General features: G+C 63.5%; 7 protein-coding genes. 5 read left to right on the top strand and 2 right to left on the bottom strand.

The genetic code is table 11. From position 1 onward, the window contains the following. Positions 1 to 39 precede the first annotated feature (39 nt). Together PXH66_RS01750 and PXH66_RS01745 are read left to right on the top strand one after the other, a co-directional pair. Positions 40 to 1,872 (top strand): DUF5060 domain-containing protein, encoded by a 1,833-nt coding sequence (locus tag PXH66_RS01750; RefSeq protein WP_330928780.1) that lies wholly within the window; start codon positions 40 to 42, stop codon positions 1,870 to 1,872. Between the two features lie 95 nt (positions 1,873 to 1,967). After that, positions 1,968 to 2,798 (top strand): sugar phosphate isomerase/epimerase family protein, encoded by an 831-nt coding sequence (locus PXH66_RS01745; protein ID WP_330932203.1) that lies wholly within the window; start codon positions 1,968 to 1,970, stop codon positions 2,796 to 2,798. Here PXH66_RS01745 and PXH66_RS01740 read toward each other — a convergent pair. Further along, entirely contained in the window at positions 2,791 to 3,645 is an 855-nt protein-coding gene (locus tag PXH66_RS01740; RefSeq protein ID WP_330928778.1) for a 5-deoxy-glucuronate isomerase, read from the bottom strand. The genes PXH66_RS01745 and PXH66_RS01740 overlap by 8 nt on opposite strands. 136 nt (positions 3,646 to 3,781) lie before the next feature. On the opposite strand from PXH66_RS01740, the gene PXH66_RS01735 reads away from it, so the two are divergent. After that, the gene (locus tag PXH66_RS01735; protein WP_330928777.1) at positions 3,782 to 4,324 is read left to right on the top strand and encodes a hypothetical protein; all 543 of its coding nucleotides are present in this window, start codon (positions 3,782 to 3,784) and stop codon (positions 4,322 to 4,324) included. On the opposite strand, the gene PXH66_RS01730 is transcribed toward PXH66_RS01735, so the two are convergent. Then, positions 4,302 to 6,572: an ATP-binding protein gene (locus tag PXH66_RS01730; protein WP_330928776.1), complete on the bottom strand. Its 2,271-nt coding sequence runs from the start codon at positions 6,570 to 6,572 to the stop codon at positions 4,302 to 4,304. The two genes, PXH66_RS01735 and PXH66_RS01730, sit on opposite strands and share 23 nt — an antisense overlap. 309 nt (positions 6,573 to 6,881) lie before the next feature. Here PXH66_RS01730 and PXH66_RS01725 point away from each other — a divergent pair, with 309 nt between their 5' ends. Both PXH66_RS01725 and PXH66_RS01720 read left to right on the top strand, forming a co-directional pair. Beyond that, positions 6,882 to 14,885 (top strand): beta strand repeat-containing protein, encoded by an 8,004-nt coding sequence (locus PXH66_RS01725; RefSeq protein ID WP_330928775.1) that lies wholly within the window; start codon positions 6,882 to 6,884, stop codon positions 14,883 to 14,885. Positions 14,886 to 14,915: 30 nt separating this feature from the next. Continuing rightward, positions 14,916 to 15,374 carry a response regulator gene (locus PXH66_RS01720; protein WP_330928774.1) on the top strand — a complete coding sequence of 153 codons (459 nt, stop codon included), beginning with the start codon at positions 14,916 to 14,918 and terminating at the stop codon, positions 15,372 to 15,374. Positions 15,375 to 15,649 lie beyond the last annotated feature (275 nt).

Here is a 15,649-nt window from a genome sequence, read left to right as displayed (position 1 = left end):
TTGCACCTGCGCGCCCTGCCTGCATTCTCATCTTCCCCCATGAAACCTGTTCGTGCCCTCATTTCATTCGTATTGTTACCTCTTCTGTCCGCTGCGCTGTCGGCCCAACATCCTGCCGCCGCCGTCTCTCAATGGGACACCGTCACCCTTAGCTTTCCCGGGCCCGACCTGTCCGAAACCGCCGAGGTCAATCCCTTCGCCGATGTGCGGTTGCAGGTAACGTTCACCCACGCCGACGCAAGCTACACGATCCCCGGATTCTACGCCGCCGATGGCAACGCCGCCGAAAGCGGGGCCGATACCGGCAACGTCTGGCAGGTCCGCTTCACGCCCGATCACACCGGTCCGTGGACGTGGTCGGCAGCCATGCACATCGGACCCGACGCGGTGCTGCTTCCGGCCGATTTCCCCCACCTCAAAGCCCATCATCTCGACCACAACTCCGGTGCATTCGAGGTTACTCCCTCCTCCGCCACGGGTCGCGATTTTCGGGCCCACGGCCGCCTCTCCGTCGACCCCGCCACCGGTTATTTCCACTTCGCCTCCACCGGCCGCACCTGGATCAAAGCCGGGGCCGACAGCCCGGAGAACTTTCTCGGCTACCGCGATTTCGATGACACCTACCGACACAGCGAAACGTTCCGCGAAGGCGAAAACCGCCCCAACGCCTCCTTGCACACCTACGCCCCCCACCTCGCCGATTGGCGCGAGGGCGACCCCACTTGGCACGGCGACAAAGGCAAAAGCATCATCGGCGCGCTCAACTACCTCGCCGGCACCGGCATGAACGCCGTCTACTTTCTCACCCTCAACATCGACGGCGACGGCAAGGACGTGTGGCCCTACCGCACCCACACCGATCGCGACCGCTTCGATTGCAGTCGCCTCGACCAGTGGGAGATCGTTTTCCAACACATGGAACGTCTCGGCCTCGCCATGCACGTCGTCACCCAGGAAACCGAAAACGAACGCCTCCTCGACGGCGGTTTCACCGGCCGCGAACGCCGCCTCTACTACCGGGAACTCATCGCCCGCTTCGGCCACCACCTTGGCCTCATCTGGAATCTTGGCGAGGAAAACGGGCCCGCCAACTTCTCCCCCCACGGTCAGACCACGGAGCAACAAAAAGCGATGGCCGACTACCTCGCGGCGACCGACCCCTACGGCCATCCCATTATCATCCACACGCATTCCACTTCCTCCGGGAAAGACGAAGTAACAGCGCCTCTGCTCGGCCACCCGACGCTCGACGGACTATCTTTCCAAGTCGACGAACCCACCCGCGTGCACGGTGAACTGCTCGACTGGCGGCAACGCGCCCGCGCCGCCGGACACCCCTGGCTCATCACTATGGATGAAATCGGGCAATGGCATACCGGAGCCGTGCCCGACGCCGACGACCCCACCCACGACAGCCTGCGTTACCAAGCGCTTTGGGGCTCGCTCATGGCGGGAGCCTCCGGCGTGGAATGGTATTTTGGCGCCCGCTACGCTCACAACGATCTCTCCGCCGAGGACTGGCGCAGTCGCGATAATCTCTGGCGCCAGACGCGCCACGCCCTCGATTTTTTCACCCACCTGCCCGTCGCCCGCATGGAGCCCGCCGACAACCTCACCCCGCGCTCCGACGACTACGTGCTCGCGTATCCTGGATTCACCTACGCCATCTATCTGCCCGACGCCACCGCCGAACCTCGTCTCGATCTCGGCCGCGACGGGGTCTCGTATTCGATCCATTGGTTCAATCCCCGCGCCGGCGGCAACCTGCAGTCAGGTCCCCTCACCACCGTGTCAGCCACCGGCGAGGTGACGCTGGGCGCAGCTCCGGCCGATCCTGATCAGGACTGGGTGGTGCTCGTCCGCCGCCGGTGAAATCCACCCGTCGTCAGTTTATCCAACAATCGTCCACCGCTCTGATGGGTGCGACTCTCGCCGCTTCGCTGCCCGCCGCCACTTTTCCTCCCGCCATGAGTTTTCCCCTCGTCTGCAACACCTACCCTTGGATCACTTTCCTGCAGCGTGATGGCCGCGATTTTGAGGCCGAGCTCGCCACCGCCCTCGGCGAATTGGCCGCCAGTGGAGCCGAGAGCGTCGAACCCATTTTGACCTCGGTCGAAGTCGCGGACCGCTACGCAAAATTGACGGAGACTGCCGGTCTCAAAATGGTGTCGATCTACGTCAACAGTGTCCTCCACGAGGCGGACGCCATGGCTACCAGTATCGATGAAGTCGTGCGGATTGCCACCCGCGCGCAAGCCCAAGCCGGGACCAACATCGTGGTCACGAATCCGCGCCCCATCAGCTGGGGTGGGCCGGAAAACAAAACCGACGCCGAGATTCTCCGCCAAGCCGACGCCCTCAATCAACTCGGTGCCGCACTCCGCCGCGAAGGCCTGACGCTCGCGTATCACAATCACGATTCCGAGCTGCGCATTGGGGCTCGCGAGTTTCACCACATGCTCGTCGCCACCGATCCCGCCAACGTGAAGTTTTGCCTCGATGCCCATTGGATTTACCGCGGCTGCGACAACTCCACTGTCGCGCTGTTCGACGCCGTCGAACTCTACGGCAACCGCATCGTCGAACTGCACCTGCGCCAATCGACCGCCGGGGTTTGGAACGAAACCTTTTCGGCCACCGGCGACATCGACTACCGCCGTTTGATGACGTGGCTCGGCGACCGCGACCTACACCCGCTGCTCACCTTGGAACAAGCCGTCGAATCCGGATCACCGCACACCATGGACGCCCTCACCGCCCACCGGGCATCGGTCGCCGCCGCCCGCGACCTTATTTGAATTTGTCGCGCATCGCCTGGATGCCGGGAATACCGTCCATCAAGTGCCGGTGTGACGGCTCAAACGATTGCACCAACGAACGCTGATGCTTGCCCACGAGTATCGTGAAAATGTAGCCATCGTGACCGGGTGAAGCGACCGTCGGATGATACCCCCGATCGACCATGAACGTATCACCGTGACGCGTCATCACGACCTCCGGCGCGGACGCGTCCGCTCCCTCCTGGGGTTCGTAGCAGTATTGCGCCCCAAACCCGGTTTCCGGTTTGAACCGATAGTGATAGATCTCCTCGAACTCCGTTTCCTCGGGCGGATTCTCCGTGTCGTGCTTGTGCGGTGGATACCCTGACCAACAACCGCCGTCGGCGTAGAGTTCACTCACCAGTAAATTGCCCGCCCGGCCGTTGGCATTTTGCCCCAGGATGTGGAAGATACGTCGACGGGAATGCGTGGCCGCCGATCCCACTTCCACCATCGCTACGTCTTCCGGCGCGATGCGAAACGGCGCGAACGCTTCGTCGCACAGACCACCGGCCACCGCCACTTCGGTGTCATCGCGCGTGGCCGTCACGACCACCGGCGACCGGGTGCCGGCGTAAACCGAATCGGCCGGTCCGTCCCAAATGTCGGCCCGTCGACCGACGGCCGCAAACCGTTCTTCCGCGACCGCGATATCAGCTTGCCCCGACAGCACCACGCAAACGGTTTCACACCCCGGCACGGCAAACGCGTGCGACTCTCCCGCGTGGAGACGGATCAGGTTGAAATAGCTCAACGCGAGAACACCCGAAGCGGAAGTGATGATCGGTTGATTGTGGTTGGCGTGAGCTCGAATTAAGCGGGGCATGCGGATGGATTTTTGCGCTCTCCCCGGAGTTTGCCAGTTTCTTCAACTCAGCGATACGCCAACTGGTTCATCGATCCTTGCGTCTTGAATGCGATCGGAAAACCCGCCACCGTTGGCGCGACCAGCCCTACCCCACATGAAATCCATCCTGCTCGGTTCCTTTCTCGCCGCCCTCGCCCTGTTCTTCTGGGGCTTCTTCTTTTACTCGGTTTCCGGCGTCCCCGATCGGGCGCTTAAATCGCCTACCACTGACGTGGGTCCAATGCTCAACGAAGCGTTTCCCGAAAGTGGCACCTACTTCGTGCCGGGCATGGCCACCTCCGAAGAGACCGTCGCGCTGATGGCGCGTGGTCCGATTGCGATGGTGCACATGCACCGGGAGGGTATTGCCGCCATGAGCCCGGTGCTCATGATCGCCGGCTTTTTGCACGGCTGGGGATACTGTCTGCTGGCGGCATGGCTGCTCACCCAAATCTGCAAAAAGAGCGGTTACAGCACGCGCGTGGGGTTTGTCACTCTCATCGGTTTCGTCGGAGCGTTCTACGCCCGGATCGGCGACGCGATCTGGTGGCACAAGTCCATCCACTGGCAGCTCACCGAACTCTTCTATATGACCGCGGGTTCATTGATCGCCGGCCTCGTCCTCGCCAAGTTTATCAAGTCCCCGATTCAGAGCTGACACCCGCCGCCGTCGCGATCGTGTCGTTCGGGTAGGCCCGACGGTAGCGCCGGGAAAAGTAACCCGGCGACAACCCGACGGTGTGCGCCACTTCGGCCAGCGTTTCGTAGCGATGCTTCGTGATCAAATCTCGGGCGCACGCCAGACGGCGTTGCAGCAACAACGCGGACGGCTTCATACCGAAATGCTCAATCACGCGCCGCCGGAGCTGGCGTTCGCTGTAGCCCAAGTGCCGGGCAAGTTCCGTGACATCGAAAGCCGCCGTCCCCAAGTGTTCGGCCACGCACGCTTCCAATTTTTCGCGCCAAGCCTCGCCGGTGGAATCCGCGCTGACGCCCCACGGCACCCGCGAACGCAGGCGCTGCAGCAGTTCGGCGACCGAGAACGGTTTGGCCATGTAGTCGTCCGCGCCCGCCTTCAGGCCTTCCACCCGATGGTCGACCGATCCCTTGGCTGAGAGCAGAAACACCGGCACCGTGCGCCACCGCGCCGCACTTTTCAGCAAGCGGCACAACTCGAGTCCGTCCACGTGTGGCATCATGACGTCTGAGATGATGATCTCGGGATTCGAGGTTTCGATCTCGGCCCAGGCCTGCCGCCCGTCGATGGCTTCGGTGACCAAATAATACGGGTCCAAATTCATGCGCAGGTAGGCACGCATGTCTTCATTGTCCTCCACCAACAACAAGCGCGGACGATGCTCGGCTTTGGCCACCAAACCAACGGGCTGCGCCGTCGCCGCCGTGCCACCGACCGTGTGCGGCCGCGGCTCCCGCACCGCGCCCATGTCAATGTCGTCGGGATCGAAATGGTCACACCCGAGCGGCAACGTGAACCAGAACGTGCTGCCGACGCCGGGCTCGCTGTGCACGCCGACCGCGCCCCCGTGCATTTCCACCATCTCCCGGGCCAACGCCAGCCCCACACCCATGCCTTCGTGGGCTCGCGACAAACTCGTGTCCGCTTGAAAGAATCGCTCGAACACCCGCGCCCGGGTCCCTTCGTCCATGCCCGGACCTTGATCGGTCACTTCGACCCGCACGCTGCCTTCCTGGTCCCCTTCGTCACCCACCGTCAGACGAATCCGGACGGCCGCGCCTTCGGGCGAATACCGCAGCGCATTCGACATCAAATTCGTCACGACTTTTTCCAGTTTGGTCGCATCGAAAAACACCGTGCAACGCGGCGGCGCATCGAGCTGCAGGTCCACCGCTTTCGCCACCGCCATGGCGGAAAACGTATCCATTTCCGCCCGCACAAACTCCACCAGATCGTGCCGGTTGACCTGCATCACAAACGTGCCCGCATCGAGTCGGGACAAATCAATCAACTCGGTGATGAGCCCGTTGAGTCGGTCGACATTGCGCAACACGCGCGCGAGAGCCGCCGGCACCTGAGCCGGCTTCATGCGCCCCTCCGCGAGGTCAATCAACGGCCCGCGAATGAGGGTCAGCGGCGTCTTGAATTCGTGGGTCAGGTTGGTGAGGAAGTGCTGCTGCAGACGCTGCGCCTCCTCCGCCGCATCCTTCGCCCGACGGATCTCCCGTTCGGCGGCCAAGCGCCCCGTCACCTCGCGAAAATTGTTCACCAACGCGCCCACCCGCGGATCGTCCGTCGCGTTGATCACGGTGCCTTCGAGGTAAATCCAGTGCCCCTCCTTGTGCTTAAAGCGCACCACCTCGGTCTCGACGATCCCGGGGGCCTTGGCCAGATGCTCGAACCGCGGCATGGCTCGTGCGAGATCATCCTCGTGGCAAAAATCGAAGAGGTTTTTTCCCTCCATTTCCCAGCTCTCCCAGCCGTGTATCCGTTTATTGGATGGGCTCTCGTAGAGGATGTTGGCCCCGGTATCGAACAGCGAGATGCCCTCCGCCGACCGCTCGATCAGCGCATGAAAATGGCCACCTTCAATGCGCATGCGTTCGACGGCCTCCTGCTCTTCCGTCACGTCCTCCACATCGATCACGTGTTCACCGTCGGCGGCGGATTGCACCACGCGCAGTCGCAGCCACTGCCGCACTTCCCCGCGTTTCGCCCGTCCGATATGCGCGCGCAGCGGCATCTCCCGCTCGCCCAGCCAAGCCAAGGCGGCCGCCGAATCGACGAGCCCCAATCGTGCGGTCCAGGGTTTCGTGTCAGTCGTCGCCGTCGCCGGAAAACGAGCCTCAAAAGTGGCATTCCCCCGAATCCAATGGTCCCCCTCCACCGTCATCAGGCACCAGTTGTTCCAATTCGAAAATCGTTCCATGAGGGGCGAAGAATGCGGCAATTGCGGTGAAAGGGGTAACCGAGGAGGAGCGACGGCGGCGCCACACTCACGGATTCCAAAGGCCAATGCAAGCGAACGACTTCGGACATTATCGTGCCCAAATCAGCCATTCCACTGATCGCCGTTGCCCATCACCTCCCGGTCAACGAAACCGCTCCGACTCTCCTCTCCGTCTCCCCGCCGGACAATCCCCTTCTTTGCCACGATTCAACCGCCGCTCTCACCAAAAGGCCCGGGCCTTTTGTCCGCTGGCGATCGCCTTCCTTCCCACTTGGCTTCACCTTGCCCATGAACCACTCGTTCCGCCGCCTCCTCGCTCTGGTTGCCATTTGTCCGTCGCTCATCGCTCAAACCCTCTACTGGGACACCAATGGCGGACTTACCGGCGCGACCAGTGATGGAGTCAATAGACTTGCTCCCGGACTCTGGGACAACTCCGCCACCTTCAATTGGAACGCCAATCCGGACGGGACTTGGGCTACCCAGGGTTGGTCGCAAGGAGGCACCGCGGTTTTTTCCGCCGGCTCCAACGCCAGCGGCTACTCGGAATACCAAGTGGATATTGGTCCGACGGTGGATGTTTCCTCTATTCAAATGGAGGAGGGGTATGTGAGTCTTCACGGCGGAACCTACAATGGCTCCATCTACAATCTGTCCGCCATCCACATCGGTTCCCAAGCTTCGTTACGAATCAATGTGGCGCTCTACGAAAACAGCGGGCCCGTCAACTTGGTCAAAACCGGGGACGGATCTCTCTATTTAAACACTCCCGGTATCCACGTGCACACCACCGGGAGTTCCACGTTCTCGGGGGGGTATAACTTTGTCTATGACTTTACCGGCCTCAGCACCGGCGATGTCACGGTCAACAACGGTGCCTTGCTGACCACCAACGGTATTCTCGACATCAACAACCGCACCGTAACCGTCAGCGGCTCCAACTCCAGACTCCTCAATGCCCAGCACGTGGATATCGGTGACTCCAGCTCAGCCACGGTGAATCTGCAGTCGGGCGGTTATTTCAACGTCACTGAATTTGTTGCCCTCGGCCTCGTCAACGGCGTCACCGGCACCACCACCGTCGATGGCTCGGGATCATACTTGGGCGCCGGCACCGACCTTTTCGTCGGCTACGGCGGCACCGGCAACTTGACCATCAGCAACAACGGTCGCGTAAACGTGGGCGGCATTGCCTACCTGGGCTACCAAGGCAGTGGCGTTGGCAATCTCACGCTTGCCTCCGGCGGCACCCTCGCCGTCGGCGGCACCAATGGTATCCAAAAGGGCTCCGGCTCGGCCTCGCTCACGCTCAGCGGCGGCGCCATCGAAGCCACCGGATCCAACCTGACCACCAGCCTGCCCATCACCCTGACTTCCGGCACCACCTCCACGATCAATACCAACGGTCTCGCCGTGGATCTGACCGGTGCGATCTCCGGGACCGGCGGCTTGGCCAAATCCGGCACCGGTGACCTCTACCTCAGCAGTATCACCAGTGGCAACGAATTCGAATACCTGGTCTTCAACGGTGGCACCGCCTACCTCAACGGCGCCGCCCCCACCATTGGCACCGCCGTCTTCAACGGCGGCACCTTCGCCAACGGCTCCGTCGAGAACGCATCCGCCTACGAAGTCCAGACCGGGTCGCTCAGTCTGGCCCTCGGTGGCTCCGCCGGCTTGACCAAAACCGGCAGCGGCACCTTCACCCTTTCCGGAGCCAATACCTACAGCGGTGACACCACCGTCTCCGATGGCACGCTCGTCTTCGCCACCCCGGCCAATCTCGGCTCCGGCAATGTCATCGCTACCGGCAGCAACTCCATTCTCGCCCCCTCCGGATCACTCACCATCAACGAATCCCGTAGTGTGAGCTTGAACAACGGCGGCACCCTGCAGGTCGGAGGCGCGAGCGGCCTGGCTTTGTCCGGAGGTGCTTCATTGTATCTTAACGGTGGCGTCCTTCAGGTCGTCACTTCCGATCTCTCCAGTTCCGCCGCGACCTTCATCAACCTCGGCACGTCCACCGCCTCCACCGTCGATACCAACGGCTTCAACGCCACCCTGAACGGTTCGATCGACGGCGCCGGCTCGCTCATCAAATCGGGCAGTGGCACGCTCACTCTCCCGGGTAACAACTTCTACTCCGGCGGCACCACGATCTCCACCGGCACGCTGCAACTCGGCCGGGACAACGCGCTGGGCTCAACCAGCGGCACTCTCGCGATCAACGGAGGCACTCTCGACCTCAATGGCTATAACCCGTCCCTCGGGACCATCACGCTTTCCTCCGGCAGTATCATCGGTTCGGGCGCACTCTACGGGAGCAGTTTCAACCTCACCGACTCCGGCACCGTCTCCGCCCATCTGGCCGGCGATGCCCCGCTCACCAAATCCGGAGCAGGCACCGTCACCCTCTCCGGCGGCAACAGCTACTTCGGCCCCACCACCGTCTCCGCCGGCACCCTGCTGCTCGGCCACAACAGCGCTCTCGGGTCCACCAGCGGTGCCCTCATCGTCAACGGCGGCACTCTTAACCTCGGGGGCTACACTCCCACCGTCGGCACCGTCACGCTTTCTTCGGGCAGCATCATCGGCTCGGGCTCCCTCACCGGTTCCAACTACAACCTCACCGACTCCGGCTCTCTCTCCGCCAGTCTGGCGGGCTCCGCGAGCCTCACCAAATCCGGTGCCGGCACCGCCACCCTTTCGGGTAACAACAGCCACACCGGCGGCACCACCGTCAACGCCGGCACCCTCGTCCTCGGCCACGGCAACGCCCTCGGTGACACCGGCAGCAATCTTACCCTCAACGGCGGCACCCTGAACCTCGGCACCCACCAACCGACGATCGGCACGGCTATTTTCAACGGTGGCACCTTCACCAACGGCACGCTCAACAACGCCGCCGCCTTCGAGGTGCAAACCGGCAGTCTTGACCTAGCCTTGGGCGGATCCGCCACCCTCACCAAAACCGGTGCCGACACCTTCACCCTCTCCGGCGACAACACCTTCTCCGGCGCCACCACCGTCTCCGCCGGCACCCTGCAACTCGGCTCCGACTCGGCCCTCGGCTCCACGCCTTCCGTCGACGTCGCCTCCGGTGCCACGCTCGACCTCAATAACCACACCATCACGATCGCCGATCTCGACGGGGCCGGCAATATTGCCCTCGGCTCCGCCACGCTCACGACCGGCAACAGCGGGTCCCATGCCCTCTCCGGCGACATCTCCGGTTCCGGCAGTCTCGCCAAGATCGGCTCCGGCACCCTCACGCTCTCCGGCACCAACACCTACCAAGGTGGCACCACCGTCTCCGCCGGCACGCTCACCGTCTCCGCCGACGCCAACCTCGGCGCCACTTCCGGTGCGCTGGCCGTTACCAACGGTGCCACTTTCGACGCCGGCACCAACTTCCAGACCAATCGCGCCGTCACTTTGGACGGTTCCGGCACCACCCTCACCACCAACAACGGCGAACTCGTCATCGGCAGTGCAGGCACCGGCTCTCTTTCCCTCACCAATGACGCCTCCGCTTCCACCTTCAATCTGACCCTCGGTCTCAACGGCGGCACCGGCACCGTCGACATCTCCTCCGGCGCCACCGTGAATGTCAGCAACAACACCGCCCTCGGCTCCGCCTCCAGCACCCTCAACCTCAACACCGGCGGCACCCTCAGCACGGCCAGTCTCGGCGGCAGCGGCACCTTCAATCTCGCCGGCGGCACCCTACGCTCCGGCGGCGCATTCACATCGAGCCTCCCCGCCAACCTCACCAACGCCTCGACCGTTGATACGAACGGTTACGCCACCGTCCTCTCCGGTAACCTCACCGGCTCCGGGTCCCTTACCAAGTCCGGCACCGGCACCCTCTCCCTCTCCGGCACCAACGACTACGCCGGTGGCACCACCGTTTCAACCGGCACCCTCTCCGGTAATACCACCTCCCTCCAAGGCGACATCACCAACGAAGCGGCCGTCGTTTTCGACCAGGCTGCCACCGGCACCTACGCCAGTGTCATGTCCGGTTCCGGTTCCCTCACCAAAATCGGGGCCGGTAATCTCACCCTTTCCGGCACGAATGAATACGAGGGCGGCACCACCGTTTCCGCCGGAACCCTCACGATCTCCTCCGACGCCAACCTCGGCGCCACTGCCGGTGCGCTGGCCGTCACCTCCGGTGCCTCCCTCACCACCAGCAGCCCCATCAGCTTTAACCGCACGGTCACCTTGGACGGCTCCGGCACCTCCTTCTCCAATAGCAATGGCGAGCTCATCGTCGGCCACAACGGCACCGGTTCCCTGGCCCTCACCAACGACGCCATCGCCTCGACTTACAACCTCACCCTCGCCTACGAAAGTGGCACCGGCACCGTCGACATTTCCTCCGGTGGCATCCTCGCGGTCAGCAACTACACGTCCCTCGGTTCCGCCTCCAGCACCCTCAATCTCAATACCGGCGGCACCCTCGTCACGGCCGGTCTCGGCGGCAGCGGCACCTTCAACCTCGCCGGGGGCACGCTACGCTCCAATGGCGCTTTCTCCTCCAGCCTCCCCGCTACCCTCACCAACGCCTCCACCGTCGATACCAACGGCCACGCCACCATCCTCTCCGGCAACCTGTCCGGCTCCGGCTCCCTCACCAAGTCCGGCACCGGCTCCCTCTCCCTCTCCGGCAACAACAGCTACCAAGGAGCCACCACCGTCTCCGCCGGCACCCTCAGTGTCGGCACCCACGCCAATCTCGGCACCGGCGATCTCACCGTTTCCAACGGCGCTGCCCTTAACCTCTCCGGCGGCTACGAAGACGTCACCAACCGCACCATCACCGTCGACGGTGTCGGTTCCTCTCTCGCCGGGGCCACCCATCTCTGGTTCAACCGCGCCTCCGGATCGACCAACATTCTCAATGTGACCAACGGCGGTTCCATCACGGCCGGCACCTCGTTTAGTTTGGCCGACTTGGGCTCCACCAGCGTCGGCACCCTCAACATCTCCGGCACCGGTTCCTCCGTCTCATCCGCCGGGATCTTCTACCTGGGCTACGGCGGACAGGGCACGGCCAACGTCAGCAATGGCGGCCTGATCACGGTCGGCAGCACGCTGAATCTCGGTTCACAATCCGACAGCTCCGGCACCATCAACCTCAACTCCGGCGGCACCCTGCGCGTCGGCGGCACCAACGGAATCACCACGGGAGCCGGCACCGCCAACTTCAACGCGAACGGCGGCACCCTCGAAGTCACCGGCTCAGCCCTCACCACCACCGCCCCGGTCACCCTCGGCAACGCCACCAATTCCACGCTTCATACCAACGGCTTCAACGCCACCCTGTCCGGGAACATCACCGGCGACGGCTCCCTCACCAAATCCGGCACCGGCACGCTTACTCTCTCCGGCGCCAATGACTACGCCGGCGGCACCACGGTCTCGGCTGGTATCCTTTCCGGCACTACCGACTCCCTTCAAGGGAACATCACCAACCACGCCGCCGTCGTCTTCGACCAAGCCGCCACCGGCACCTACGCCGGCGTCATGTCCGGTTCCGGTAGCCTCGCCAAGATCGGCGTGGGCAACCTCACGCTATCCGGCAATAACGACTACGAAGGCGGCACCACCGTTTCCGCCGGCACGCTCACCATCTCTTCCGACGCCAACCTCGGCGCCAGTTCCGGCGCGCTGACGGTCACCTCCGGTGCCACCCTTGCCACCGGCAGCGACTTCCGCCCCAACCGCGTCGTCACCCTCGATGGCCCCGGGACCAACCTCGCCAACAACGGCGAACTTATCATCGGTCACAACGGCACGGGTTCCCTCGCCCTGACCAACAGTGCCGCCGCCTCCGCCTACAACCTCACCCTCGCCTACACCGGCGGCACCGGCACGGTCGACATCTCCTCCGGCAGCTCCCTCAACGTCGGCAACCTCACCTCGCTCGATACGGCCAGCAGCACCCTCAATCTCAACACCGGCGGCACGCTCACCACCGCCGGTCTCTCCGGCAGCGGCACCTTCAATCTCGCCGGCGGCACCTTGCGCTCCGGCGGTGTCTTCACCTCCAGCCTCCCGGCTACCCTCACCAACGCCTCCACCGTCGATACCAACGGCCACGCCACCACCCTTTCCGGCAACCTGACCGGCGACGGTTCCCTCACCAAGTCCGGCGTCGGCAACCTCACGCTGAGCGGCACCAATTCCTACTCCGGCGGCACCACGGTGGCGGCCGGAACCTTGACCCTCGGCGCCGGCGGAAACACCGGATCCGTCGGCGGCAACATCACCAACCACGGCACCGTCTCGTTCAACCGCTCCGACGACCATACCTACGCGGGGGTAGTGAGCGACACCGGGGATCTCACCATCGCCAGCGGCATTGTCCGCTTCTCTTCCGCCCAGACTTACACTGGCGACACGTCCATCGCATCCGGAGGAATCATGGTGCTCTCCACCTCCGCGGACCAAGGGCTGTCCGCCTCCACCACCGTCAATGTCGCGAGCGGAGGCGTGTTCGATTTCTCCAATCGGGCCTTGGAAGTCGCCGGTCTCACCGGCTCGGGTTCCGTCTACAGCTTCGGCGGCAGCGCCGGCCATCTCACCGTCAACACCGCCGCTGACCAAAATCAAAACTTCGCCGGAGCCCTGGGGGCCGGGGCCGCCGATTTCGCGCTCACCAAGACCGGCCCGGGCTCCCTTACCCTTTCCGGTTCCAATACCTACACGGGAGCCACCACCATCTCCGGCGGATCCCTGGTCCTCGGTTCGGCCACCGCCTTGGGCAACACCGCCGCGGTGAATATCGGCGCGAGTGGCCGCCTCGACCTCAATGGTCAAAACACCACCCTCGCCGCTCTCGACGGCGCCGGTAACATCAACCTCGGCTCAGGCAGCCTCATCACGGGAGACGCAAACAACCACAGCCTTTCCGGAAACATTTCCGGGTCGGGTGCGCTCACCAAATCCGGCGCGGGCACGCTCACTCTCTCCGGCAGCAACACCTACACCGGCCCGACCAGCGTCAATGCCGGCACGCTCGCCGTGAGCACTCTCGCCAACCTCGGCAGCGGCAACATCATCGTGTCCGGCGGGGCCGACCTCACCGCGACCAATCCGTTGGCCTTTGCCACCAGTCGCGACGTCACCGTCACCGGGGCGGGTTCCTCCCTCTCGTCACCCGGTTACCTGTGGTTCGGCACCAGCGGTGGTGCCACCACCCACACCATTGCGGTGGAGAACGGCGCATCAATCACCACCGGCCAAACCTTCAGTCTCGCCGATACCGGCAGCTCCAGCCAAAGCACGCTCACCGTGACCGGCAGTGATTCCTCCGTCGCTGCCACCGGAAATTTCTACGTCGGTTACGCCGGCACCGCCATCGCCACCGTGGCCAATGGCGGCACCCTTTCCTCGGACGCCGCGTTCTCCATCGCCACCACCGCCGGGAGCAACGGCACGCTCAACCTCAACGCCGGCGGCACCCTCCAGGCCCGCGGCCCCAACGGCATCGCCATCGGCGCAGGCACCGGAGCCTTCAACGCCAACGGCGGCATGATTCAAGTGGTCAGCTCCGACCTCACCACCTCCGCTCCCATCACTCTGGGTAGCGGCACCACGTCCATCATCGATACCAATGGCCTCAACGCCACCTTCTCCGGCGCCCTGTCCGGATCCGGCAATCTGCATAAAACCAGCAACGGCACCCTCACGCTCTCCGCCGCCAATACCTTCACGGGCGACACCACCATTTCTGCCGGCAACCTGAACCTCGCCAACAGTTCCGGCAGCGCCACCGGCACCGGCGACGTCACCATTGCCAACGGCGCCGCCCTCACCGGCACCGGCAGTATCGGTGGTTCGCTGAACCTCGCCGCCGGTGCCACCTTCGCACCCGGCAACAGCGCCGGTCTCATCACCATCGACGGCGACTTCACCCTCGATAGTGCGTCCATCATCAACCTCGAACTCGGCGGACTCGACCGGGGCACCACCTACGACGCTTTCGACGTCACCGGTGCGCTCAACCTCGGCGGCACCTTGAACGTATCATTCATCAACGATTTCACTCCGAGCGAATCCGTCACCTTCAACCTCTTCAGCTCATCGACCAGCATCGGCGGCACCTTCGCCGCGGTGAATCTCCCGATCGTCTCCGGCGGCACTTGGAACACCACCGCCCTCGCCACCTCCGGCCAACTCACTTTCACCGCCAGCGCCGTCCCCGAACCCGCGAATTTTGCCATCCTTTTCGGCCTCGTCGCTCTCGTTTTCACCGCGACCCGCCGCCGCCGTCGGGCCTGATCCGTCGCACCGCCCCCCGGAATTTTCCCTGTGGCTGCCCCCCTCCGCATCCGAGTTTCGCTGATCGATCCCGATTCCCACTACCGATTGTTCCTGGCTTCCTGCCTCAACTCCAGTTCACGGCATCGCGTGCTGCAAACCGCGGAATCCGCCGCCAGCGCTCTTCAGTGGCCGCAGGTCCCCGTGCCCCACGTCATGCTCGTCGAAGCCGACCTGCCCGATCTCCCCTGCGGCGAGCTCATCCGGAAACTGCGTAACCGATTTACCAATACGTTGTTCATTGTGCTCACGACCACGCAGGACGAACAACAGCTGACCGAGGCGATTCAGGCGGGTGTCGTCGGCTACGTGCTCAAATCGGTGGGCAAGGATGCCATCCTCGAAGCCATCGATGAAGCCCTCGCCGGCGGCTCTCCCCTCTCCCTCCCCGTCGCCCGCCACGTGTTGCGCCTCGTCCGCACGAGCAACCCGCCCTTCCCGGCGGAGTGACGGGGAATTTTCTACGACCGTAGAAAACCACGGTTGTCCCGGGAGGCGGGACTTGGGCGGTCACGACGAATAAAAACCAAGTCGCTCCGACCTCAGCTCGTCGACAACGCGATCCGGCACGATCACCCCACTCCCGGTGTAGGGTGTATTTCCAGAATATTCCGCTTTCCGCCCTGATCGCCCAGCTTAGTTTCAAAGACCTGTCAGCCACACGTTTTCTACATCTGGAACCCACTTCGAGAGAACCAACTTAAGCGGGCGGGAATGAGGATTTC

This window comes from Synoicihabitans lomoniglobus (genome assembly GCF_029023725.1).
In the GTDB taxonomy this organism is placed as follows: Bacteria; Verrucomicrobiota; Verrucomicrobiia; order Opitutales; family Opitutaceae; genus Actomonas; species Actomonas lomonigloba.
This window is presented reverse-complemented; position numbering and strand designations above follow the sequence as displayed.